The organism is Lactobacillus rodentium (assembly GCF_003423665.1).
Classification (GTDB): Bacteria; Bacillota; Bacilli; order Lactobacillales; family Lactobacillaceae; genus Lactobacillus; species Lactobacillus rodentium.
This window is the reverse complement of record NZ_BFBY01000002.1, coordinates 1-25,427: the sequence shown is the minus strand read 5'-3', so window position 1 is coordinate 25,427 and position 25,427 is coordinate 1. Positions and strand designations below refer to the sequence as shown.

24 protein-coding genes and 1 pseudogene are annotated in these 25,427 nt (G+C 33.2%); 21 read left to right on the top strand and 4 right to left on the bottom strand.

All coding sequences use genetic code 11. From position 1 onward, the window contains the following. Window positions 1-146: 146 nt before the first annotated feature. The 10 genes and pseudogenes from LrDSM24759_RS01415 (at window position 147) to LrDSM24759_RS01370 (ending at window position 13,362) form a co-directional block, all read left to right on the top strand. Window positions 147-1,913 carry an oligopeptide ABC transporter substrate-binding protein gene (locus LrDSM24759_RS01415; protein WP_117117714.1) on the top strand — a complete coding sequence of 589 codons (1,767 nt, stop codon included), beginning with the start codon at window positions 147-149 and terminating at the stop codon, window positions 1,911-1,913. 116 nt (window positions 1,914-2,029) lie between these two features. Then, window positions 2,030-2,704, top strand: a complete 675-nt coding sequence (gene rnc / locus LrDSM24759_RS01410) for a ribonuclease III (RefSeq protein WP_117117713.1) — start codon at window positions 2,030-2,032, stop codon at window positions 2,702-2,704. Window positions 2,705-2,724: 20 nt separating this feature from the next. Next, entirely contained in the window at window positions 2,725-6,285 is a 3,561-nt protein-coding gene (gene smc / locus LrDSM24759_RS01405; RefSeq protein WP_117117712.1) for a chromosome segregation protein SMC, read from the top strand. Further along, entirely contained in the window at window positions 6,285-7,646 is a 1,362-nt protein-coding gene (ftsY, locus tag LrDSM24759_RS01400) for a signal recognition particle-docking protein FtsY (RefSeq protein WP_117117711.1), read from the top strand. The genes smc and ftsY overlap by 1 nt, the downstream gene beginning before the upstream one ends. Before the next feature lie 20 nt (window positions 7,647-7,666). Beyond that, the gene (locus LrDSM24759_RS01395) at window positions 7,667-9,091 is read left to right on the top strand and encodes a C69 family dipeptidase (protein WP_117117710.1); all 1,425 of its coding nucleotides are present in this window, start codon (window positions 7,667-7,669) and stop codon (window positions 9,089-9,091) included. 62 nt (window positions 9,092-9,153) lie between these two features. Next, window positions 9,154-10,292 (top strand): annotated as a pseudogene (locus LrDSM24759_RS01390) (ArgE/DapE family deacylase). A gap of 108 nt (window positions 10,293-10,400) precedes the next feature. Further along, on the top strand, window positions 10,401-11,441 hold the full coding sequence (locus tag LrDSM24759_RS01385; RefSeq protein WP_117117709.1) for a zinc-dependent alcohol dehydrogenase family protein: 1,041 nt from the start codon (window positions 10,401-10,403) through the stop codon (window positions 11,439-11,441). A 55-nt stretch (window positions 11,442-11,496) separates the two neighbouring features. Continuing rightward, the gene (locus tag LrDSM24759_RS01380; protein ID WP_245953319.1) at window positions 11,497-11,946 is read left to right on the top strand and encodes a flavodoxin family protein; all 450 of its coding nucleotides are present in this window, start codon (window positions 11,497-11,499) and stop codon (window positions 11,944-11,946) included. A gap of 22 nt (window positions 11,947-11,968) precedes the next feature. Beyond that, on the top strand, window positions 11,969-12,547 hold the full coding sequence (locus LrDSM24759_RS01375) for a TMEM175 family protein (RefSeq protein WP_117117707.1): 579 nt from the start codon (window positions 11,969-11,971) through the stop codon (window positions 12,545-12,547). Between the two features lie 2 nt (window positions 12,548-12,549). Further along, complete coding sequence (locus tag LrDSM24759_RS01370) at window positions 12,550-13,362, top strand: LysR family transcriptional regulator (RefSeq protein WP_170133347.1); 813 nt, start codon at window positions 12,550-12,552, stop codon at window positions 13,360-13,362. 141 nt (window positions 13,363-13,503) lie between these two features. On the opposite strand, the gene LrDSM24759_RS01365 is transcribed toward LrDSM24759_RS01370, so the two are convergent. Continuing rightward, window positions 13,504-13,917, bottom strand: a complete 414-nt coding sequence (locus LrDSM24759_RS01365) for a cupin domain-containing protein (RefSeq protein ID WP_117117706.1) — start codon at window positions 13,915-13,917, stop codon at window positions 13,504-13,506. Between the two features lie 110 nt (window positions 13,918-14,027). Here LrDSM24759_RS01365 and LrDSM24759_RS01360 point away from each other — a divergent pair, with 110 nt between their 5' ends. Beyond that, window positions 14,028-14,918, top strand: coding sequence for a LysR family transcriptional regulator (locus LrDSM24759_RS01360; RefSeq protein ID WP_117117705.1), 891 nt, complete (start codon window positions 14,028-14,030; stop codon window positions 14,916-14,918). A gap of 103 nt (window positions 14,919-15,021) precedes the next feature. Next, window positions 15,022-15,228, top strand: a complete 207-nt coding sequence (locus LrDSM24759_RS01355; protein WP_117117704.1) for a DUF3923 family protein — start codon at window positions 15,022-15,024, stop codon at window positions 15,226-15,228. Between the two features lie 38 nt (window positions 15,229-15,266). Here LrDSM24759_RS01355 and LrDSM24759_RS01350 read toward each other — a convergent pair whose 3' ends face one another. Then, window positions 15,267-16,142, bottom strand: coding sequence for a LysR family transcriptional regulator (locus LrDSM24759_RS01350; protein WP_245953318.1), 876 nt, complete (start codon window positions 16,140-16,142; stop codon window positions 15,267-15,269). A gap of 132 nt (window positions 16,143-16,274) precedes the next feature. On the opposite strand from LrDSM24759_RS01350, the gene LrDSM24759_RS01345 reads away from it, so the two are divergent. The 3 genes from LrDSM24759_RS01345 (at window position 16,275) to LrDSM24759_RS01335 (ending at window position 18,964) form a co-directional block, all read left to right on the top strand. Continuing rightward, on the top strand, window positions 16,275-17,132 hold the full coding sequence (locus LrDSM24759_RS01345) for an aldo/keto reductase (protein ID WP_117117703.1): 858 nt from the start codon (window positions 16,275-16,277) through the stop codon (window positions 17,130-17,132). 74 nt (window positions 17,133-17,206) lie between these two features. Further along, window positions 17,207-17,995: a glucose 1-dehydrogenase gene (locus LrDSM24759_RS01340; protein WP_117117702.1), complete on the top strand. Its 789-nt coding sequence runs from the start codon at window positions 17,207-17,209 to the stop codon at window positions 17,993-17,995. A gap of 123 nt (window positions 17,996-18,118) precedes the next feature. Continuing rightward, on the top strand, window positions 18,119-18,964 hold the full coding sequence (locus tag LrDSM24759_RS01335) for an aldo/keto reductase (RefSeq protein WP_117117701.1): 846 nt from the start codon (window positions 18,119-18,121) through the stop codon (window positions 18,962-18,964). A gap of 296 nt (window positions 18,965-19,260) precedes the next feature. Here the strand turns inward: LrDSM24759_RS01335 and LrDSM24759_RS01330 are convergent, their stop codons facing one another. Beyond that, entirely contained in the window at window positions 19,261-20,442 is a 1,182-nt protein-coding gene (locus tag LrDSM24759_RS01330; protein WP_117117700.1) for an MFS transporter, read from the bottom strand. A 123-nt stretch (window positions 20,443-20,565) separates the two neighbouring features. On the opposite strand from LrDSM24759_RS01330, the gene LrDSM24759_RS01325 reads away from it, so the two are divergent. The 6 genes from LrDSM24759_RS01325 (at window position 20,566) to LrDSM24759_RS01300 (ending at window position 25,206) form a co-directional block, all read left to right on the top strand. Continuing rightward, window positions 20,566-20,946, top strand: a complete 381-nt coding sequence (locus LrDSM24759_RS01325; RefSeq protein ID WP_117117699.1) for a winged helix-turn-helix transcriptional regulator — start codon at window positions 20,566-20,568, stop codon at window positions 20,944-20,946. 150 nt (window positions 20,947-21,096) lie between these two features. Further along, window positions 21,097-21,633 (top strand): phenolic acid decarboxylase, encoded by a 537-nt coding sequence (locus tag LrDSM24759_RS01320; RefSeq protein ID WP_117117900.1) that lies wholly within the window; start codon window positions 21,097-21,099, stop codon window positions 21,631-21,633. 45 nt (window positions 21,634-21,678) lie between these two features. After that, entirely contained in the window at window positions 21,679-22,221 is a 543-nt protein-coding gene (locus LrDSM24759_RS01315; RefSeq protein ID WP_117117698.1) for a PadR family transcriptional regulator, read from the top strand. A 106-nt stretch (window positions 22,222-22,327) separates the two neighbouring features. Further along, window positions 22,328-23,437, top strand: coding sequence for a glycosyltransferase (locus LrDSM24759_RS01310; RefSeq protein WP_117117697.1), 1,110 nt, complete (start codon window positions 22,328-22,330; stop codon window positions 23,435-23,437). A 4-nt stretch (window positions 23,438-23,441) separates the two neighbouring features. Further along, a complete protein-coding gene (locus tag LrDSM24759_RS01305) occupies window positions 23,442-24,671 on the top strand; it encodes a metallophosphoesterase (RefSeq protein WP_117117696.1) in 1,230 nt (409 codons plus the stop codon). Window positions 24,672-24,936: 265 nt separating this feature from the next. Then, the gene (locus LrDSM24759_RS01300) at window positions 24,937-25,206 is read left to right on the top strand and encodes a hypothetical protein (RefSeq protein WP_117117695.1); all 270 of its coding nucleotides are present in this window, start codon (window positions 24,937-24,939) and stop codon (window positions 25,204-25,206) included. 28 nt (window positions 25,207-25,234) lie between these two features. Here the strand turns inward: LrDSM24759_RS01300 and LrDSM24759_RS01295 are convergent. Next, window positions 25,235-25,427: IS3 family transposase (locus tag LrDSM24759_RS01295; protein WP_157964221.1), on the bottom strand; the 193-nt coding region annotated here is incomplete at its 5' end.

Below are 25,427 nucleotides of genomic sequence, written 5' to 3'. Positions count from 1 at the left end.
ATACTTATTAAACCGCTTAATTAATCAAAATGATTATTTGATAATAAAATTAAAAATAAATAAGTAAAATTGTTGTATTTTAAAAATTACGATGGTAATATTTAATTGTAATTAAAAATTATTTCCAGATTTTGGAGGATAAATATATGAAAAAAGCCAAATTATTCGGAAGTTTAACGTTATTAACGGGTGTGGCTTTAACTATGGCCGCTTGTGGTAACTCTAGTTCAAATGATGCTAGTTCAATCAAGAAGATTAAATCTGCTGTTCCAACTAAAACTGCCAAAAAGGGCGGTACAGTAACTAAGGCAATTGAAACTGATACTCCATTTACTGGTATCTTTTCAAATGAATTAGCTACTTCTCAAACTGATACAGATGTAATGGCACCTGCGAATGAAACTTTATTTGATACTAATAATACTTATCAATATACTAATAAAGGTCCAGCAACGATTGATATTAATGAAAATGCTAAAACAGTTACAATTAATATTAAAAAGGGTGTCAAGTGGTCAGATGGTAAGCAAGTAACTGCTAAAGATTACGAGTATGCCTATGAAATAATCGCTAACCCTGATACTGCTTCACAACGATATACTAGTAGTTTGGCCGACTTAGAAGGTCTGGAAGAATATCATGATGGTAAGGCAAAGACTATTTCTGGAATTGAGATGCCAGATGGAGAAAATGGCCGAGAGATTGTCCTCCACTTTAAAGAAATGAAACCGGGCATGAAGCAATCTGGTAATGGTTATATTTGGGAATCAGCTGTTCCTTACCACTATTTAAAGGATGTGCCATTTAAGAAATTAGAATCATCTGATCAAATTAGAAAGAATCCAATTTTCTTCGGCCCTTATAAGGTTTCAAAAGTTGTTCGTGGTCAATCAGTAACTTTTGTTCCTAATAAGTATTATTGGAGAGGTACTCCTAAGCTTAACAAAGTCAGTCTTTCTGTAGTAAGTCCTAACTCAGCTAGTCAAGCAATTAAGTCAAACAAATATGATATTGCTGATGTAGTAAATACCCAATGGGATGATGTTAAGAATACAAGTGGAGTAAACTTTGTAAAGCAAGTACCACTAGCATATTCATATTTAGGTTTTAAAGTTGGTAAATGGGATGCTAAAGAAGGCAAAAATGTCATGGATCCTAATGCCAAGATGAATAATAAAAATTTACGTCAAGCAATTGCTTATGGTATGAATATTGAACCTGTAACTAAACGTTATACCAAAGGTTTAGCCTTCCAAGTACCTACTTTAATTCCTGAACAATTTGGTGATTACTTCAATCCTGATGTTAAAGCCTATACTCAAAATATGAAGAAAGCCAATAAATTGCTTGATCAGGCTGGTTACAAGAAGAAGGGTAAGTGGCGTACTCAGCCTAATGGTAAACCTTTAACGATTTATCTTGCTTCCAAAACAACTGACTATGCCACGGGTAGTTCAGCAGTAGAACCAATTGTTCAAAATTATATTCAACAATGGCAAAAGTTAGGATTAAACGTTAAATTAACTAGTGGCCGTCTGCTTGAGATGAATTCCTTCTATGATAAATTACAAAATGATTCTTCTTCAGTTGATATGTTTTTAGGTGCATGGTCATTATCATCAGAACCTTCACCTAATGATCTTTATGGCGAAAAGGCACCATTTAACTATGGACGTTTTGTAACTGATAAGAATACTGAATTATTAAATGAAATGGATTCTGAAAAGGCATTTAATAATAAATATCGTGTAAATAAGTTCCATGAGTGGCAACAATATATGCATGATGAAGCTTATGTATTACCAGTAGCAAATGCTTACCAAGTTACTGCGGTGAATAATAAATTAACAGGTTATTCAACTAAACCATCAGATGCTAACAGCTTATGGTACCATATTGCATACGTAAAATAAGTTAATTAGTTAAATATTTTTAAAGAGTCATCTTTTTAATAAGATGGCTCTTTTGTGTGCTTTTTTATCCTTCTAAAAATGGGTATAATTAAGGAGTTAGATGAAAGGACGATTTAATGGTATCAGTAGCTTTCAAAAAAAATTTAAAAGAAAAATATGGTATTGAATTTAATAATGAAGATTTATTAGAAAGAGCTTTTACGCATTCATCTTATGCCAATGAACATCATGGCAAACATAATTATGAAAAATTAGAATTCTTGGGTGACGCAGTTTTGGAATTGGCCATTTCTGATTATCTTTATCGTAATTATCCTAAGCTGAATGAAGGTCAGCTAACTAGAATGCGTTCTAATATTGTGCGAACTGAAGGTTTTTCTGAATTTGCTAAAGAAGTAGGTTTTCAAAATGAGATTTACTTGGGTAATGGTGAAGAAAAATCTGGTGCACGTAATCGTAAGACGCTCTTAGAAGATGTTTTTGAAGCTTTTAATGGTGCTTTATTTCTTGATCAAGGGATGTCAGCGGTTCAAAGATTTCTTAAACAAACTGTTTATCCTTTGATTGATGAAGGGGACTTTGATGCATCCCGTGATTACAAGACAGAGCTTCAAGAAAAATTACAGATAAATGGTGCAATTGATATCAAATATGAAGTTATTGCTGAAGATGAAAGTGTACCGACCTTTACTGTTCAACTTTTGGTAAATAATCAAAAAGTTGCAACTGGAACTGGAAGAAATAAAAAAGCAGCTGAGCAACAAGCTGCAGCTAAAGCATTGAAAAAATAATTTTATGAATAGGTGAGATTTTGCCGCTTAAACAATTAATTTTAAATGGCTTTAAGTCATTTGCAGACAAAACAACTATTAATTATGATTCTGGAATTACCGGGATTGTTGGACCCAACGGAAGTGGGAAGAGTAATATTACTGAAGCAATTCGTTGGGTAATGGGGGAAAGTTCTGCCAAGTCGCTTCGTGGTGCAAAAATGAAGGATATTATTTTTGCCGGAAGTCAATCACGTCCGCCATTAAATAAAGCTGAAGTGAGTTTAGTTTTTGATAATCATGATCGCAAACTCAATTTTAATAATGATCAAGTAACAGTTACCAGGAAAATTTTGCGTTCAGGAGATAATGAATATCTTATTAATAACCAATCAGTTAGATTAAAAGATATTCGTAATCTCTTTATGGATGTGGGTTTATCGCATGATAGTTTGGCGATTATTTCTCAGGGAAGAGTCGATCAAATCTTAAATTCTCAAGCGCAAGAAAGACGTAGTATTTTTGAAGAAGCCGCTGGTGTGTTGCATTTCAAGCAACAAAAAGAAACGGCGCTTAAACAACTTGAACAAACTAATAATAATTTGATTCGAATTAATGACTTAGTCAAAGAATTAGAGGATCGAGTTGAACCTCTTCATGAGCAAAGTTCTTTAGCTAAGGAATATCAATTTGCTAAAGAAAAACTTGATATTAATTTAAAGCAGTTATTGGCCTTAGAAATTGAAAATTTAAATCAAGAAAAAGAGCAAGTTGTATCTAAGTCCACAAAGAATCAGAATCTTTTAAATAAACTTGATCACGAAGTTAAAGAAAGCAAAGAAAACCTGGAAAAATATCGCCAAGAATATAATGCTTGGCATGAGAAAAAAGATGAACAACAAAAGTCGCTTTTGAACTTAACTCAAGATATTGCGCAACTTAATACTGACTTGCAAATTAAAGAACAATCTAGTCAATATGATGCCGCAACTAAAAAGGAATATGAAACTCAAAAGCAAGAATTAATTAAACAAGGGGAAAAGCTAACTCATTCTTTAAAGGAATATGAAGCTAATTTAGCTAACGAACAAGATCGTTTATCCAAATTAAATGATCAAAAACAAGACTTAGCTAATGCTTTGCAACAGGATCCAGAAGAGTTAAATGCGCAATTAGAACAATTACGAACTGAGTATATTGATATTTTACAAGCTCAAACCTCTGCTAATAATCAGGTTGTCTATTTAAATAATGAATTAGAACGTACAAAGCAGGCTAATAATTCGACTCCAGCAATGGACCATGAGTTAGAGCAAGCCAAAAAGAAGCTAACCCAATTAAAAGAAAAGGGTAGTGATTTAGTTGCGCAAAGAAAGCAGATTGAAGCGCAATTAGCAGGTCAAGAAAATAAAGTTAAAGATCAAAAAGAAAAAGAAGCAAGTTTAACGCAAAAACTTCAACAATTAGAGACTCAGATAGCCCAACACCGTGCACAATTAAATGGTTTAAAACGTCTTCAAGAAAGACATGAAGGATATTATGCAGGGGTTAAATATGTTTTAAATCAGTCACAGGACTTTAAGGGCGTGGTCGGAGTAATTGGTGAATTAATTAATTTTCCCAATGAATTAGAAGCAGCCATGACTACGGCTTTGGGAGCGGGAGTCCAAAATATTGTTACCCAGACGCGTGAAAATGCTCGCGGTGCAATTGCTAAACTTAAACAAAATCATGCAGGCCGCGCAACGTTTTTACCATTAGATGGTGTGCGTCAAAATACAATTGCAACTTCTACCATTAATACCTTGCAAACAATTGATGGCTTTATTGGGGTAGCAGCTGACTTAGTTAAGTCAAAGGCTAAAGTTGATATTTCACGGGCTATTAATTATTTATTGGGTAATGTACTAGTTGCTCAAGATATGGATACGGCTTTAAGAATTCAAAAACGAACTGGTCATTATTATCGGATTGTAACCTTAGACGGTGACATTATAAGCCCTGGTGGTAGTATGACTGGTGGAGCACGTAATCGACGCAATAATTCTCCGCTCCAAACAAATACAGAAATTAATCGTCTTAATCAAAATGTTGCCACTTTGTCTCAACAAGTTAGTTCGTTGAAAGAAGAATTAACTAAATTACAAATAAATTCTGCTCAAGATAATAAAGCTTTGCAGGAACTGCAAAATAATTTGCAAGAATTAAAACAAAAAATTAATGAACAAGCCATTAGATATCAAAATCAAGAACGTGATCTTGAACGAATTCAAAAGCTTAAACAACTCCAAGATGCTGAGCAAGTAGCAAGGGCTAGTGAATTAGAAGAATTAAAACAAAAATTAGCTAGTGAAAAGCAAAAACGTAGTGATTTAGATCAAAAAGCAGATAAATATAAAGAAAAGATGGCTCAGATACGAGCTACTTTAGAGGATTTGGATCAGGCCTATACCAAAATTCAAGCTCAACTTAGTGAACTTAATTCACAAATTGCTGTTGTACATAATCAAATTAGCAATTTACAGGCACAGCAAGCACAAATTAGTCAAAATTTGAAGAATAATCAAAGTCAAATTACTGACTTAGATAATAAGATTAATAATTTAGGTAATAGTGGTAAGAATGGCAAATCAACTATTGAAATTAAGGAAGAAATTGCATCACTTACCAAAAGAAAAAATCAACTAAGTACCGAATTGGTTGAAGCCAATGAATTTCTTGGTCGACAAGAGGCAAAAATCAACCAATTAGAATTACTAGCTAACCGAAATTATGATTTACGTAAAGATGCTGCGGATGAACAAGAACAATTATCAGTTCAAGCAAGTAAATTAAGTGGACAAATTGATCAGAGGTTAACAGAACTACGTGAAGATTATGCCTTAACTTATGAAGCTGCTCGAAGTTTATGTTCGCAAGAAAATACATCTGAAGCTCGTGAACAACTTCAACGTGCTGTTAAACTTAATAAAATGTCACTTGAAGATATTGGTCCAGTTAATTTAAATGCGATTCAAGAATACGAAGATGTAAAAACTCGTTATGATTTTTTGCATGGACAACAGGATGATCTCTTAACGGCACGTCAGGATATTGAAAAATCTATGTCTGCTCTTGATGAGAATGTAAAACAACGCTTTAAAGACACTTTTGACCAAATAGAGGCAAAATTTGAAAAGATTTTTCCTTTAATGTTTGGTGGTGGTAAGGCGCAATTAGTTTTAACTGATCCTGATAATTTATTAGAAACTGGAGTTGATATTATTGCTCAACCACCTGGTAAGAAATTACAAGGATTAGGATTACTTTCCGGAGGTGAGCGGGCGCTAACTGCCATTACACTGCTCTTTGCCATTTTGGAAGTAAATCCAGTGCCATTTTGTATTCTTGACGAAGTGGAAGCTGCTCTAGATGAAGCAAATGTAACTAGATTTGCCAAGTTCTTGAGTCGTTATGATACCTCAACTCAGTTTATCGTTATTACTCACCGTCGTGGAACAATGCAACAAGCTGATCAGCTTTATGGTGTTGTAATGCAGGAATCGGGAGTATCACAAGTATTATCAGTATCTTTAAAAGAAATAAAGGATGAGGTGAAATAATGGGTTTATTTGATCGAATCAAAAAGTCACTATTTAATAAAAAAGACGAACAAGAAGTCGAAGATGAGAAAAATACTTCTCAATCAGAGGAAGAGGAACAAGCTTCAGAAACTGAAGAAAAAGTAGCAACGCCTGAAGATAAGCAAGAAGCAAGTTCATCAGACCTAAAACAAGAAGATCAACAAGCTGAAATTAATTCTCAAGCTCCTGAAAATGAAAAAACTAGTGTGGTTACTGAACAAGAAAAGCAAGAAAGTTCAAATGCTAGTCAAAATAAGGAAGAAACTAGTACTCAAAGTAATGAGGTTGAGGTTACTGATGAAACAGTAATAGAATCTGAATCTGTACCTGAAGAAAGTTCAAGTGATGATGAAACAGAGACTGATTCTGAAGATACAAAAGTTGAGACTACTGAAGAGACTGAAGAAGCAGACCAGGAAAAGTATGATAAAGGCCTTGAAAAAACTAACCGTACTTTTGGTGAAAGATTAAATGCTTTCTTCGCAAAATTCAGAAGTGTTGATGAAGATTTCTTTGACGATCTTGAAGATCTACTAATTGAATCAGATGTTGGTTATGAAACTGCCATGCAATTAACTGATTCTTTACGTGATGAAGCAAAATTACAAAAGGCTAAAAGTCACGATGAATTAAAACAAGTGGTTGTTGAAAAATTAGTTGAAATTTATGATCAAGGTGAAAATAATAAAGATTCAGCCTTAACTTATGATCCAGATGCAAAACCAAATGTGTATCTTTTTGTCGGTGTTAATGGTGCAGGTAAAACTACAACCATTGGTAAATTAGCTAAAAGGTTAAAAGATTCTGGCAAATCCGTAATGATGGTTGCTGGTGATACATTTAGAGCAGGTGCCGTTGAACAATTAGTTGAATGGGGCAAGCGTGATGGTGTTGAAGTAATCACTGGAAAAGAAAATGCTGATCCTGCTTCAGTAGTGTATGATGGAGTAAGTAAGGCTAAAGAACAGGGGATTGATTACTTATTAGTTGATACTGCTGGTCGTTTGCAAAATAAAGTTAACTTAATGAATGAGCTTGATAAAATTGAACGAACAATCAAGAAGATTTTACCTGATCAACCAAATGAAGTTTTATTAGTTTTAGATGGCTCAACCGGACAAAACGCCTTATTACAAGCAAAAGACTTTAATAAGACTACTGAATTAACTGGCTTAGTTTTGACTAAACTTGATGGTTCATCTAAGGGTGGAGTAGTTATTGCCATTAGAAATGAAATGAATTTGCCAGTAAAACTTGTTGGTCTAGGAGAAAAAGTTGATGACTTGGCTGATTTTGATGCCGAGAAATTTGCAATTGGCTTGTTCCAAGGGTTGATTTAGATATTTTAAGGAGAAAATTTATGAGTAAATTAAGTGCTTGTACCACAATTTTAGTAGGAAAAAAGGCATCAATTGACGGCTCAACTATGATTGCCCGCAATGATGATACTTTCCGTCCAATTACCCCGCAACGTTTCATTATTGAACCCGCTGTTAAAGGTGAAAAGGGACGCAAGATTAAATCATGGCTTAATAAGTTCCAAATGGAATTACCTGAAAATGCGCAACGTGTACCGGCTGTACCTAATGTAGATTACAAGACTCAAGGGTACTATGATGAAAGTGGTATTAACGAAGAAAATGTCGCCATGTCATGTACTGAATCTACTTATGGTAACGAAAGAACTTTAGCTTTTGATCCATTAGTAAAAGATGGTCTTGATGAAGATTGTATGCAAACCGTTGTTTTACCATATATTCATTCTGCTCGTGATGGTGTGCAATACCTTGGTAAATTAATTGCTAAATATGGTTCTCCAGCAGGAAATTCAGTTTTATTTAGTGATAAAGATGAAGTTTGGTACATGGAAATTGTTACTGGTCACCACTGGGTTGCACAGCGTATTCCAGATGATTGTTATGCAGCAACTGGTAACCGTGTGGCAATTCAACAAGTTGACTTTAACGATCCGGATAACTTTATGTGGTCAGAAGGAATTCAAGAATTTGTTGAAGAACATGATTTAAACCCAGACCACGAAGGTTGGAACTTCCGTCACATTTTTGGTACTTATACTGAACAAGATCGTCACTACAATACTAGTCGTCAATGGTATATTCAAAAGTACTTTAACCCAGATATTGAACAAGATCCTGAAGATGGTGATATCCCATTTATTCGTCGTGCTAACAAGAAAATTACCCGTGAAGATATTGAATATCTTTTAGGTTCACATTATCAAGATACGCCATATGATCCATACGGTAAGGGAACAGAAGAAGAAAAGCACCGCTATCGTCCAATTGGTTTGAACAGAACGCAAAACTCACATATTTTACAAATAAGAAGTGATGTTCCTGAGGATAGAGCTGCTATCATGTGGTTATGTATTGGTGGCCCAACCTTTTCACCATATGTTCCATTCTTTACTAACATGAATGATACTGATCCAACTTATAAGAACACCAAGATGAAGTGGAATAACCGGGATGCTTGGTGGTACTACAAGTCATTATCTGCTTTAGTTGAAAGTCATTATCCTCAATTTGTTCAATTAGATATTACCTACCTCACTGACTTAAACCGTTACTACCGTGGGCGTGTTGAAGAAATTATTAAGGATAGTGAAGGGCTTTCTGGTGAAGAATTGACTAATTACTTAACTAAGGAAAATCAAAAGACGGTTAAGTATACTCGTCAAGAAAGTGATAAGTTAATGGGCCAAATGTTTACTGATTCAATCAACATGTCTAAATTAACTTTTAATATGGATGAAAATCTTTAATAATCTAAAATCCTGCTTTGGCAGGATTTTTTTGTAAAGTTATAAATGAAGAAGATGGAAAAATGAAAGATACTGAAAAAGTACAAATACTAAAAGATTTAATTGCAATTAATTCAGTTAATGGAAATGAATTAGAAGTAGCACAATATTTACTCAAATTATTAAAAAAGTATGGTATTGAGTCAAAAATAGATGAATTTGGAGATCAGCGAGCAAATTTGGTGGCCGAAGTAGGAAATAAAGCTAGACAAAAAATTCTTGGAATTACTGGTCACATGGATACAGTTGCAGTCAATGAAAAAGAGTGGCAGTATCCACCTTTTACGGCCACAATTATTGGTGATAAATTATACGGTCGTGGTAGTAGTGATATGAAAAGTGGTTTGGCCGCGCAAATTATTAGTTTGATTGAATTAAAAGAAGCAGAACAATTACCACAAAATGGAAAAATAAGATTAATTATCACAGCGGGTGAAGAATATGGGACACCTGGTGCTAATCGTTTACAAGATCAAAATATTGCCCAAGATTTAAGTGCACTTTTAGTTGGTGAACCAACTGGAGGAAATATTATTTTTCCCATTCTGGTAGTATGAATTATGAGGTTATTAGTGAAGGACGTGCTTTTCATAGTTCAAAACCAGAAAAGGGAATTAATGCCATTCAAGGGCTGGTAGAATTTATTAATCGAGAAAAAGATTTATTTAATGATATCGAGAAAGACCCATATTTAGGGGAATTAAAACATAGTATTACTATCATTGAGGGTGGTAATCAAGTTAACATTATCCCTGACAAAGCTTCACTGAAAGGAAATATTCGCCCAACTGCAATTTTTCCAAATCAAAAAGTAATTGAACGTTTGCAAAATCTAGTAAATGAGATTAATCAAAACTCAGATTATAAATTGACCTTAAATGTTTTTCAGAGCTTTCAGCCAATTGCAACCAAACCCGAAAATTACTTTGTGAAATTAGCTTTAAGAGCTGCTAAGAATAATTTTAAAGATCCAAAATTAGATATCATTAACGGTGCTACTGATGCTAGTGTCTTTACTTTAAGAAGACCAGACTTACCAGTAGTAGTTTTGGGATCAGATAAATGGGATCAGGCTCACAAAACTAATGAATATACTACGCTCTCAAGTTATCTGGCCACAATTGAAACTTATAAAGAAATAATAAGAGACTTTTTTAAATAAAAATCACTATACACTCAATGCATAGCAGTATTAATAGATAGTAATATTTAATTTTTAACCTTAATATTAAAATAATAGAGTAAGTTTATTTGATTAAGAGGTAATAAAATGAAAGCAGCAATTTTTGTTGAACCTAAAAAAGTTGAAGTAAAAGAAATGCCAATGCCAAAAGTTGAAAAGCCAACTGATACAATTATTCGTGTTATTCGGGCATGTGTTTGTGGTTCAGACTTATGGTGGTATCGTGGAATTGCTAAACGTGATGGTGGTTCAACGATTGGTCATGAAGCAATTGGAATTGTTGAAAGTATTGGAGAAGATGTAACTGCTGTTCACCCTGGGGATTTTGTCATTGCTCCTTTTACTCATGGCTGCGGTTATTGTGCTAATTGTCGTGCAGGATTTGACGGTAACTGTCTCAATCAAGAACCAGGCTCTAATGGTGGTTACCAAGGAGAATACTTACGCTTTACCAATGCTAATTGGGCTTTAATTAAAATTCCTGGACAACCTGAAGATTATACCGATAGTCAACTAAATAATCTCTTAGCCTTGTCAGATGTAATGGCAACGGGATATCATGCTGCAGCAAGTGCTGAAGTAAAGTCAGGAGACACCACAGTTGTCATTGGTGATGGTGCTGTAGGTTTATGTGGTGTTATTGGTGCACGTTTATTAGGTGCTAAAAGAATTATTTTAATGAGTCACCATGAAGATCGAGCAAAGTTGGGTAGAGAATTTGGTGCAACTGATATTGTCAGCAGTCGTGGCGATGATGCTGTAGCTGAAGTAATGAAACTCACTAATGGCGTGGGCGCAGACAGCGTTTTGGAATGTGTCGGAGCAACCAGTGCAATTGAACAAGCAGGTCAAGTAGGACGTGCAGGTAGCGTCATTGGTCGTGTTGGTGTACCGCAAACCGAGCCTGCTTCTAACCAACTTTTCTGGAAAAATATTGGTTTAAGAGGTGGTATTGCACCAGTAACTACTTATGATAAGCAACGTCTGCTTAATGAAGTATTAGCCGGTAATATTAATCCTGGTAAAGTATTTACTAAACGTTTTCCATTAGATGATATTCAAAAAGCTTATGAAGCAATGGATAAACGGGAAGCAATTAAGTCTTTAATAATTGTAAATGATAAATAAAAAGTAACTGGTCAATTTATGACCAGTTATTTTGTATATGAGGAGAAATTTAAAAATGAAAACTTTGATTATTTATTATTCTGGGTCTGGTAATACGAAAAGAGGAGCAGAGAAGATTCATCATGAAGTAAAAAATAGTGATTTGGTAGAAATTAAAGTGCCTGCGGGGACTTTTTCTGCTGATATGTATGAAACTAATGATATTTTTAAAGAACAAATAGAGACAAATCAACTTCCTCAAATTAACTTACCTAAAGTTGATTTTGAACAATATGATCTTATTTTAATTGGTAGCCCAGTTTGGTCGGGGATGCCAGCCAGTCCGATTAAAAGTTTTTTGAATGAATTACAAAGAGTTAATTATTCTGGTAATGTGGCTTCATTTTTTACTGATGTTGGTCAAGATGGAAATTATGATCAAACTTTTAAGACATGGGGTAAAAATTTAAATATAATAGGTACTAGACGAGATTCGTCTAAAATTAGTGAATGGATTGAAAAATAATATTTAATTGAAAGGACTAATAATGAGTAAAGAACGACTAGCGGCTTTTACCGATGCCGTACTTGCAATTATTATTACAATTTTAGTTTTAGAATTAGAGAAGCCACATACTTTAACCCTAAATGGCTTTTTAGAATTATGGCCTAACTATATGGCTTATACTATTTCATTCTTTTGGCTAGGTGCGATGTGGATTAACATGCATAATGAATGGTATAACGTTAAAAAAATTGGAACTAGGACTCTTTGGGCAACTCTGATTATGTTATTCTTTTCATCTTTATTCCCATATGCTACAAGTATCGTTTCAACCAACTATAACAATAAAGAGGCACAAGTTTTTTATGGAATTATTGTTTTATTGATTACTTTTGCTAATGGTAATATGTATACTTCAATTGCTAAAGAAGATTTACATTTGTCCTTAGGTAAGTGGATGAAACAACGAAAACGTGGTTGGGCCATTTGGGACATTATTATAAAGGTTTTAGGATTAGTCTTAGCTGCAACTATCTACCCACCTGCAATGTTGTATTCAGTTTTAATTACCTTGTTATTTTTGGTAATTCCTAATCAAATAAAACGTTCAAAGGGTGAATAATTGTGTTTCAGCAAATGAAATACTTTATTGCAGTAGTAGATGAGCATAGTTTTACTAAAGCTGCAGAAGAATGTAATATTTCACAATCGGCCATTTCTCAACAGATTAAAGAATTAGAAAATACGCTTGCAGTTGAACTATTAAAAAGAGAGGGCCGTAGTTTTAAGTTTACTCAGGCCGGCGAATATTTTTATCATCAGGCTCAAGGAATAGTTGCCGAGATGGAAAATATAACCGTTACTACTCAAGAAATTGCCAATCAAAATAAAGATAATACTTTGGATTTAGGGTATTTAATTAATTTTGGTTCTAAAGAATTTTTACAGGCAGTGGCCGAATTTTCTAAAAAGAATCCTCAAGTTAAGGTTAAAATTACGAGTGGGATGCATGAGTATTTATTTAATTTAATCCGGAACGATAAAATTGATCTTAACTTTTCTGATCAAAGAAGGGCATTATCACCAGAGTATAATAATGAATTTTTAACCGAAACTGATTTTATGGCCGTTTTACCACCAAGTTTTAAAGTAGAAGATAAAATTTCAACTACTAAATTAAAAGATTTACCTTGTATAATTGTGGTAAATAGTCGCCAAGAGGCTCAAGAAGAACAATATTATCGTGAAATTCTGGGAGTAAAAAGTTCATTTTTAACCGTAATGAATTCAGATGAAGCACAGTTAATGGTTGCTTCTAATCAAGGTTATTTGGTTGCCAATTCGCGAACGATTAATTTGATAAATCAAGAGCTAGTTTCAATTGTTCCTTTATATAATGGTGATATTCCATTACATCAAAAGTATTATGCTTATTGAAAAAAAGAAAATACTAACCCATATATAAAGGACTTTGCAAAAATTCTTAAGAAGCAGTTCGATTAAAATAATTTAGAACTTAAAAGCGCTGAAATTCAGTTTTACTTTGAATTTCAGCGCTTTTGTTTTAATTAAGAATAGTTAATCCTTCAATGAGTTATAGTAATCACTGTCAACAGGTTCTTCCCACGTAGTAGTTCCCTTAGTAATAGCAAGGTGAGAGAACCAGCTATCTTTGGTAGCTCCATGCCAGTGTTTCACACCATCGTGAACTTCGACTACATCACCGGGCTTCATTAATTGCGCAGGTTTTCCTTCTTCTTGGAACCAGCCTTCACCACCAGTACACATTAAAATTTGGTAGCCATGGTGTTCATGCCAATCATTACGTGCACCTGGTTCAAAGGAAACATTAGCAACACTAACATCGATATTGTCATCTGGTGCAACTAAGCCATTTAAGTAACTGGTACCTTTGAAATATTTAGCATAAGCTACGTTTTCATCACCAAAACCAAACATATTATTTTTTACTTCTTTTTCATTTTTAGCCATTTTATTCACCTCATAATTAATTTTTTATTCAATATTATTGTAAATAGAGAGCAATTCTATGTAAAATGCTTATAGTTTCTTAAATTTAATGCTTAAAAGGTATGAATAAAATGGATACACGAGTACTCAATTATTTCTTAACTGTTGCCAAAGAGGGTAACGTAACCAAGGCTGCTCAAAAATTACATATTACCCAGCCGACACTTTCAAGACAAATAAGTGATTTGGAAGCTTCACTTAATGTAAGGCTATTTGATCGAACGAATCGGCATTTGAAACTTACTCAAGCAGGGAAGTTTTTTGAAAAACGCGCGCATATGATTTTAGATCTAGTTTCTCAAACAGAGGCAGACTTACAAACCCAAGAAAATGAATTAACTGGGACGATTAATTTAGGTAGTGTCGAAAGTACTGCTTCAATTTGGTTAATGAACTTGGTCAAAAAAATGCAAGAACGTTATCCGCAAGTAGGGTTTGATATTTATACTGCTAATGGGGATGATCTAAAAGAAAAGTTGGATCAAGGAATTTTGGATCTAGCGCTCTTATTAGAACCCATTGAGGCTAAAAAGTATAACTATATTAGATTACCAATTAAAGATACTTGGGGTATTATTGCAGCCAAAGATAGTTATTTAGCAAAAAAAGAAGTTATTACGACGAATGATCTTTATCAAATTCCACTTACCTTATCTAAAAGATCATTAGTACGTAATGAATTAGCCCAATCACTTCAGCTTAATCCTAATCGTTTGAATATTACTTCGACACATAATTTGGCTAGTAATCCACTTCAATTAGTGAAAAATCATGCCAGTTTTCATTTAGGAATTAAGGGTGTTTTAGAATTACATAATGATCCCGATTTAGTTTTTATTCCTCTAGAACCTAATACAACAACGGGGCATATTATTGCTTGGCGTAAAAATACATATCTTTCATCTTTAATGACTACATTTTTACAATTGATTACTGGTACTTTAAATTCTTCTAATAACTAGTTCTATTCAGCTAAGAATGGAAATAGTTTTTTTATATAGTTCTCAAGATTAAGATAAAGTAAAATTGGTTTAATAGTTAATACTAGAATATTAGGAGGAAACTATGAAAGCTTGGAAAATTAGTGGTGCAATTATTTTAATATTTTGGTTAGTTGTTACAGCAATTATTTGGTTTAGGAAGGTTGATGGGGCAGGAGTAGTACAAACAGTTCCAATAAAAGAAATTACTTTATTAATTTGGTTGGCCTGTGCTGTTCCTGTCATTATCGGGTATCTAATTTGGCTGATTATATTAAAGAAGAAAAGTTAATGCAAAAAAGAGATAGTTCACTGTATGAGCTATCTCTTTTATTTAGGCCAGATTTTAATTAACTTTTGCAAAAATGGTTTGATGCGAGCCTTATTTTCTTTGTATTTTAAATAGCTAGCATAAATTGGTAAGAAATTATGTTCATCACTAATTTGGACTTCTTTTCGGTTATCATTTTCATTACGATTTTGATCTAATCGAGTTAGATTGGAACGAAAAACAGGGAAATTTGAATAACGCGTTAACTCATCAAGTGAATTGAGATCGTCTTGGTAAAGAAACTTAGCCTTAGGAATATAAGTTTCACAAATATTTTTCCAGGGGCCAATATCTTGAGCAACTAAAAAACTTACGCCAGCTAAATCCGCAAAACTAACACTTTTTTGTTGTGATAGTGGGTTAAACTTATCGATTCTTACTGATAATTGTTCGCTCCCTAAATAAAGAGATTCAATTTCTTTAGTTTGAATTTCTTGATGAGAAAAAACAATTTGTTCTTTATAAGTAAGTAAGTCTGAAGTTACATCTTCTGGAGTAACTAATTGATGATTAAAGGTTAATTTTTGTTCAAATTTATTTTGATCGTATTCAGATTGAATAAATAATAGAGGACCAGGTGCTACACTACCTAGCTTGATAGATTGCTGACTCTTATCAAAATTAATTACCTTTTCGATAAAGACTTCCTGGCTTTTTAATAATTTTTCAGCTTCTTGGGCAGCTAGATTTCCCGTAGCAGTTAGTTCGATTTTATTAGCGCTCCGATTAAAAAGAGTAACGCCAAGTTCTTGTTCAAGTTTTTTCATACCCCGAGTAACACTAGGTTGCGTAATTAGCAGATGTTCTGCCGTTGCACTTAAAGTTCCATATTTTTTAAAGGATACTAATTCTTCTAATAATTCTGGATTAATCAAAGCCTAACCTTCTTTCTACTATACACTAATCGTATACTAGCATAATTCTTTGGTAATTTTAAGCTTGAAGATTGTGCAATATACTCATAACTGAATTAAAAATAAAAGTAAATAATAATCCGAGGTAGAAAAATGGAATATATTAAATTAAATGATGGAAATAAAATGCCAATGTTAGGATTCGGTGTTTTCCAAGTACCTGATTTAAAAGAAGCTCGTCAAGCAGTTACTGATGCAATTGATGTAGGTTACCGTTTATTTGATACAGCAGCAGCTTATCTAAATGAAGAAGCAGTTGGTGCAGCAATTAATAATAGTGGAATTGATCGAAGTGAATTCTTTGTTACTTCAAAATTATGGGTAGATCATTTTACTTATGAAAAGGCTAAGCAAGGAATTGATGATTCACTTAAGAAGTTAAAAATGGATTATATGGACTTATATTTATTGCACCAACCTTATGGTGATACTTATGGGGCTTGGCGTGCCCTAGAAGAAGCTCAAAAAGCAGGAAAAATTAAGTCAATTGGTGTTTCAAACTTTTATCCCGACCAAGTTAAAAACTTGGAATTAATGAGTGAAGTCAAACCAGCAGTTAACCAAATTGAAGTTTCCCCATGGTTCCAGCAAGATCAAGATGTTAACTTTATGCAAAAAGAAGATATTGCTGTAGAAGCCTGGGCACCATTTGCAGAAGGAAAACATGAAATTTTTACTAATGAGACTTTAGCTAAAATTGGTAAAAAATACGGTAAAAGCAATGGTCAAGTTATTTTACGTTGGCTTCTTCAAAGAGGAATTGTTGTAATTCCAAAGTCTGTTCATAAAACAAGAATGGAAGAAAACTTCAATGTCTTTGATTTTGAATTATCACAAGAAGATATGGAAACAATTAGTAAACTTAATAAGAATGAAAGTCAATTCTTTGATCACCGTGATCCAGCAGCGATTGAATCAATCTTTGGATCAAGTTTGAGAGCATTACGTTAAAGGCAAATACCAATATACATTTTATTAAAAAATTTAGTTTACATAATTAAATATTATAAAAGGAGAAGAAATAGATGGTTTATTCTGAATTAAAAGATAAAGTTGCTGTAGTTACCGGTGGTTCAAAAGGAATCGGAACAGCAATCAGTGAACGTTTTGGTAAAGAAGGAATGAAAGTTGTTATCAACTATCACTCTGACAAAGAAGGTGCCCAAAGGGCAGCTGATAGCGTTAAGAAAAATGGCGGGGATGCTGTCATTGCTCAAGCTGATATTGGTTCTGAAGAAGGTGCTCAAAAGTTAATTGATGCTGCAGTTGATAATTTTGGCGGTTTAGATATTTGGGTAAACAATGCCGGCATGGAAAACCAAGTTCCTACTAAAGATCTTTCTTTAGATGATTGGAATAAAGTTATTAATGTTAACTTAACTGGTGTATTTTTAGGAACTAAGATGGCTCTTCGTTACTTTACTGATCACAATAAGAAGGGGAACATCATTAATATGTCTAGTGTTCACGAACAAATTCCTTGGCCTACTTTTGCTCACTATGTAGCAAGTAAGGGTGGAGTTAAGCTCTTTACTGAAACAGTAGCGATGGAATATGCTAAGCAAAATATCCGTGTTAATGCTATTGGACCTGGTGCAATTAATACACCAATTAATGCAGAAAAATTTGCCGATCCAGAACAAAAAGCAATTACTACTTCAATGATTCCAATGGGAAGAATTGGTGATCCTGAAGAAGTTGCGGCAGCTGCTGCGTGGCTTGCTTCTGATGAATCTAGTTATGTAACTGGAATTACCATGTTTGTTGACGGTGGTATGACCCTTTACCCATCATTCCAAGGTGGACGTGGCTAAAATTATAGTTACTATTCTAAAAGTGTATAGAAGTATAAAACTATAGTAATTTTCTTTTATGATGAAACTTAATAAAATATATTTGAAAATTAAATCAAGAAAGAAAAAGGGAGAGATGCTCTTATGGAAACTTTTAAATTAAATAATGGAGTTGAAATTCCAAAACTTGGTATCGGTACATTTCAAATGGAACCAGAAGCAGCTGAGAAGGCGGTAGTGGACGCTTTGAACGATGGATATCATTTGATTGATACAGCTAATGGTTATATGAATGAAAGAGCTGTTGGACGTGCCATTAAAGAAAGTGGCATTAAACGTGAAGATATTTTTATAAGTTCAAAGCTTTGGCCAACTGTTTATGAAGATGAAAATGCAATTGATGATACCTTAAAACGTTTAGGTATTGATTACATTGATTTGCTTTTCCTCCACCAACCAGCAGGTAATTGGGAAAAAGGCTATAAGCAAATTGAAAAAGCATATAAAGAGGGAAAAGTTAAAGCGATTGGTATTTCTAACTTTCATGATGAAAAGTTAAGCAAATTATTCGAAATGGCTGAAATTAAGCCTCAAGTAATGCAAGTTGAAGCACATCCATATTTCCCTGAAACTGAATTAAAAGAATTCTTAAAACCTTATGGTACTAGAATTATGGCATGGTATCCTTTAGGCCATGGAGATGCAAGTTTAATTAACGAACCTGTATTTTCTGAATTAGGCAAGAAATATCACAAATCTAACGTTCAAATTATCTTACGATGGCATATTCAAGAAGGTAATATCGTAATTCCAGGTTCAACAAATCCTGCACATATCAAGGCCAATGCAGATATCTTTGATTTCAGTTTAAGTGCTGAAGACATGGCAGAGATTGCTAAGATTAAGAAGAATAAGAGATATTACATCCCTTCAGATAGCTTAGAAGAAAGCTATGCTAACATGAAAATGGATTTTAATTCTCAAAAATAATTTTATATTTTAAAACTGAGCTTTAAGCTCAGTTTTTTATTGCAAAAATTTTGATAATAATAGTTTTAAATTATTATACGTGCTCTGAATAGCACCATCCTTAACTGGACTGTGATGTGTATAACTTGGCTCGATCTTGCAACTCAAGGTTCAGATAAGCCGGTATATTAATTCATCCTTACTAATTATTCTCATTAAAAAACCTCGATACTATTTCCGTATCGAGGTTTTTGTTTGTTCAAGTTTAAGCGAAAGATAATTTTGAATAATCATCCATTTTTAATAAGATAAATTTTTTAGTTACTTAAACGTTCTCTTTCTAATTTAAATTCAATTATAGTTAAAACGATAGCAATAGTTACTAATAATCCTGCAGCAATAGCAGTATGTTTTAAATCTATCCGATCAATTACTTTACCACCGACAAATGAGCCTAATACAATCCCCCAACTAAACGAAGAAATGTTAAGGGATGAGGCCATGTCAATTGCTTCCGGTTGGTAGCTTTTTGCTAGAGACAAAATATATGATTGTAAAACTGGCACACTCATAAAGGCTAGTAATCCTAAAACAATAATATTTAAAATTGCTAAAATAAGATTGGAAGCCGTAAAGTAGAATGCAAATAAAGCAATTGCCTGAATAAGGAAGATATTGAATAAGACTTTAACTGGTTTATTATTACCGAATTTACCACCTAAATTATTACCAATAGCAATAGCTACTCCATAGATTACTAAAATAAGACTGATATAATTAGTTTTGACATGGGTAACTTTTTCAAGAATTGGTGACAAGTAAGTGAACGCAGCGAAGGTTCCGCCATATCCTAAAATAGTTATAATTAACGTTAATAAGATATGTTGATGACTAAAAAGTTTAAGTTGAGTTTTAATTTTTAATTTATCATTGTTTTTGGCATCAACTGGTAAAATTAAAGTATTGAGGATAAAGGCAATAAAACCTAAAAAAGCAATGATCATAAAAGGAATTCGCCAGCCAATAAAGCTGCTAATAGATGTGCCTAATGGAGCACCAATTGCAGTGGCAATGGTGAATCCAGAAAAAATATAGGCAATGGCACGTGCTTGTTTTGACTCACCTACTAATTCGGCAGCGATGGAAGAACTAAGTGCAAAGAGTAATCCATGAGCCGCACCTGCAATAAAGCGACCTACTAAGACAGTTAAAAAGTTAGGCGCTAAAGCAATGATTAAATGAGCAAGAACAAAAATTAAGAGGGCACCAGAAATAACTTTTTTCTTAATTAAATTATTGGTTAATAAAGTAAGTACAGGTGCACCAAGTGCAACACCTAAAGCATAAAGTGTTGTAATAAGACCTGCAATTGAAGTAGTTAGGTTGAATTCATGTGCTACTGATGGAAGTACTCCAACACTAATAAATTCAGTTACCCCTACGGCAAAAAAGGTCATTGCTAATGCAAAAAGAGCAATTTTGATTTTTTTGTTTGTCATAATTACCTCCAAAAATTTTTAAGTTAATAAAGTTATTTTAAAAGCACAACTAACAAAAAGTAAGTACGAACTTTATAGTACCTTAGTTACCGTAAAGTAAGAATTGGAAAAGAAGGGGATTAGATGACAGAAAAAATTTATCATTTGGCAGTAGAAGCAACTCTAGACGTAATTGGTGGTAAATGGAAACCAATTATTCTTTGTCACTTAGGAGAAAAAAGTCAACGTAATGGTGAATTGAAAAAACTGATTCCTAATATTTCGCAAAAAGTTTTAACTCAACAATTACGTGAATTGGAACAAGACGGAATTATTTCACGTAAAATTTATGGTGAAGTTCCACCAAGGGTTGAATATTCTTTAACAAAAGAAGGAAGAAGTTTACGCGAAATTTTATTGGCAATGTCAGACTGGGGTGAAAAAAGAGTTAGTCAGCAACAAAAAAGAGGCGAAAAGGTCACTATTTTGGACCATAATTTAAATGGCTTTGATAAAATGAGATGATTTGTATTTAAATTTAAGAGAGTACTTAGTTATTAACTAAGTACTTTTTATTTTTGTTTGACAATATGTCGATAACGACTTATACTAGTTAATGAAATATGTCGATATAAACATAAAAGGAGAAGATAAATTATGGCAAACTTAAATCACATGGACAAAAAGTTCAAAACTTTAGATGACTTTTTAGGTACTCACTTCATTTATACTTATGACAATGGTTGGGAATACGAATGGTATGCCAAAAATGATCATACTGTTGACTACCGCATTCACGGCGGAATGGTTGCTGGTCGTTGGGTAAAAGATCAAGAAGCACATATTAATCTTTTAACTGAAGGTATTTATAAGATTGCTTGGACTGAACCAACTGGAACTGATGTTGCACTTGATTTTGTACCTAATGAGCATAAGTTAAACGGAACTATCTTTTTCCCTAAGTGGGTTCAAGATCATCCCGAAATTACTGTTACTTTCCAAAATGAACACATTGATTTAATGCATGAATCACGTGAAAAATATGATACTTACCCAAAGATGGTGGTACCAGAATTTGCTACCATCACTTATATGGGAGATGCTGGTCAAAATAACGAAGAAGTTATTGCTGAAGCACCTTATGAAGGGATGACTGATGATATCCGTGATGGTAAGTACTTTGACGAGAACTACAAACGTATTAATAAATAATTTTTCTAGTATAATAAAGGAAGAATCTAGTTTGGAGGCTTAATTATGCCCAAAGAGCGTATTCTTCCTTTTATTATTTTGGGAATTATTGATAATCATCCCAAAATTACGGGAAGAGAAATTACAAATGAATTTAATACTGAAATTGGAGATTTTTGGAAAGCATCCCACAGTCAAATTTATCCCGAATTGAAACGCATGTTGACGGATCACTGGATCAAGGTCACTATGAATCCAGATAATGCTAAAGAAAAATTTTATGATTTAACCTCAGAGGGAAAAGAAGTTCTTAATCATTGGTTGACGCAGGCGGTAACTAAACTTCCAATTCACCAAGATTTATTTTCCCTTAAATTATTCTTTATTAAAAAGGCTAATGATCCTCGTATCAAGGATTTGCTTGTACAGCAAATTAAGTTACTAAAAGATGACTTAGAGCATTTGTTAGAACGTAAAAAATTAATTTTTGCTGAGCAGGCTGCAATTGATCATCATTATGGGCATTATTTGATTTTGACACGTGCAATTTCACGTACTGAAGGACAAATTAACTGGTTAAAAGAAGAATTAAGTAAGTTAAATAATTAGCGCAGTGAGATAAACTGCGCTTTTTCTTTTATTCAGCGTTAAGAATTCAACTTTTTGGCGTAAAACTAATATAATTAAAATAAAGATTATCAGTGAGGCTAATAAAATGCGAATTCTAATTGTAATTGACGACTTTTTCAACAAAAGCAATGGCATGTGTATTTCAACCCAGCGTTTTGCCCATGAATTTAAAAAAGCAGGCCATGAAGTAAGAATTGTTTCTTGTAATGATAATGGAAAAGCCGATTATTCATTACCAGAATTAATGGTTCCATTTTTTAGAAAAATTATTGCCAAAGAAGGTTATCATCTTGCTTGGCCCAAAACAATTGTTTTAAAAAAGGCAGTTGCTTGGGCTGATGTAGTAGCCATAGAAACGCCTTTTCCAGTTTCCTGGCGTGCAGCAAAAGTTGCCAAAAAGATGGGTAAACCAGCTTATGGTACTTTTCATATCTATCCAGGTAACATTACTGAAACCTTGCACATTAATAATCACTTCTTTAATAACTTTTTTATGTATTTCTTTAAAAATATTTCCTTCCGCAATTGTCTAGCAATGCAGTGTCCTACTGAAAAAGTTAAGCAGCAATTAGAAAAGTATCACTTTAAGCAAAAATTATTTGTTATTTCTAATGGAATTACAGAAAAGTTTATCCAAAATCCCCATAAACAAGAAATAGGTCATCCTTTTACGATTTTATGCATTGGACGTTTTTCAAGAGAAAAGCATCAAGAGGTTCTTTTTAAAGCGATGCAAACTGTTAAGCATAATCAAGAAATTAAATTAATTTTTGCGGGCAAAGGACCTTTGAAGCAAGAATATGAAAAACTAGCTGAAACTTTACCAAATAAAGTAATTATGCAGTTTTTTACACCAGAGCAGTTATGTAAGGCAATGAGCAAAGCTGATTTAGTGGTTCATTGTGCTGATGTAGAAGTCGAAGGAATGGCATGTATGGAAGCTTTTGCGGCAAGGTGTGTACCGATAATTGCCAATAGTCCATTATCTTCAACTGCGTCTTATGCTTTAACTGAGCACAATCTTTTTCCTGCTGGCGATAGCCAAAAATTAGCTAAACAAATTGATTATTGGTACGAACATCCCACGGAGCTTAAGAAAATGCGTCAAACTTATCGCGAATATGCGAAAAATTTAACCGTTCGAAAATCTGCCGAAAAAGCGCTAAATATGATGCGTGAGTTAGAAAAGAAGTGATTAAATGACTTATTTAACTACTAGTGAGAATAATAAGATTTATCTTTTATCTGATACGCATTTAATTGCTCAAGATTTGCATGATGATGGTACCGCCTTTCAACGCATGCGTGATACAAGTGCAGGTAAAGACCTAGATTATCAAGGGCTGGCATTAATAGCTTTTGTTCGTAAAATTTTAAAAGAAAAACCGGCAGCAGTGATCATTACTGGTGATTTAACTTTTAATGGGGAAAAACAATCAGCCGAAAAATTAGCCTGGATTTTTGCACCACTTAAAGAAGCTGGAATTGCATTTTTAGTTATACCTGGTAACCATGATATTTATGATGGGTGGGCCAGGAAGTTCCGAGATGAAAAAAGTTATTATGCTGACCAGATTAGTCCCGCACAATGGAAAAGTATTTTTGTGGCCTCGTATAAGAAGGCTGCGAGTATTAATGGCCTTTCATATAGCGTTAATTTCAATAAAAAATACCGTTTTGTTTTTGCAGATTCTAATATTTATGGTGAGCAAGAATCGCGAGCTCATCCCATTACTAATGGAAAATTAAGTAGTAAACAATTAAAATGGATCGAAACAGAATTTAAGCAAGCCAAAGCTCAAAATCAACATATTTTGTTTTTTATGCATCACAACTTGTATGACCATAATGAAATTATTAAGGGTGGTTTTACTCTCGATAACGCTGCTGAGTTACGTAAATTATGTCAACAATATCAGGTTGCAGTAGTCTTTTCGGGCCATATTCATGCCCAAAATATTATTCGTGGTAATTCAGAATGCAATACACCAGAAGTGGCTAGCTCTGGATTTTCAATGTCTGATCAAGGTTATGGAATTATTGACTTACAAGAAAATTCATTAGAATACCAACGTCATTCATTTGATATGGTGCCTTATTTAACAGAGAGGGAAAAGGCGTTATTACCAAAACAAGATTTTCATGAATATTTACACGATATTTTTTACCGAACTAACGAAAAACAGATGTCATGGTTAAGAAAGAAAATAAGGAATCCAAAAGAATACAAAGATATTTTAGAGTTCATTGAACGACTTAATTGGAATTATTTTGTTGGTCAAAGTAATTATTCAGTAGAGGAAAAGAATAAAATCAAAGCTTCTAAGATATATCAATTAGTTAAGAAAAAATTACCTGAGATGAAAAATTATCTTGATTCATTACTGGATGTAAATCAAGATAGTCAGTATTTAAAAATTAAATTTTAGAATGTGTGTAATAAAAGTGTAGTTTTTTGAAACTGCACTTTTTATTTACTCCTATGATTTAGATAATGAAGAAATTAAAATCTTATTTAAAAATTATAGACGTGGAAGATGGATAAAAATATTAGTAATTTATTTTAAAAAGAGATTACTAACATTTTTTAGTAATTAGATTTAACGAAATCAGTCTATTTTGTGACTAGATTAGTCTAATTAAGAATAGTTTGTTATTATGAAATACAATTAATTATATATTTGAGGGAAAATTATGAAAATAGAAAAGTTAAATGAAAAAGAGTTACGTGAGATTAGACAAAATAAAATTAAGGATAAAAAAGAAGTGTTAAAACAATATTTATTAGTAGTAATTGTTTTTATGATAATGGGGATGCTTAAGTTTATGAGGATCAATGTTATTCATTCAAACCAGATGTTGAACTTACTAATTCTCTTTGTAATTATTCCATGGGTGTTCTTCATTATAATTGCTTTAAGTTCTAAAGTTAGAAATTATGTAATTAGTCAAAAAGGCTTATGAAGCTAACCCCTAAAACTGGACGTTAGTTTTAAATATATTTTTCTAAGGCAAGATTCCAATATTCCATTGGAGTCTTGCCTTTTAATGTATGGCGAATTCTCTCAAAGTTGTAATATCTTAGGTATTTCTTTATTGCTTTGATTAACTTTTCTTTAGTTTGATAATGTTGATTAAAGTACATTTCAACTTTCATAGTATGGAAGAAGCTCTCCATAGCCGCA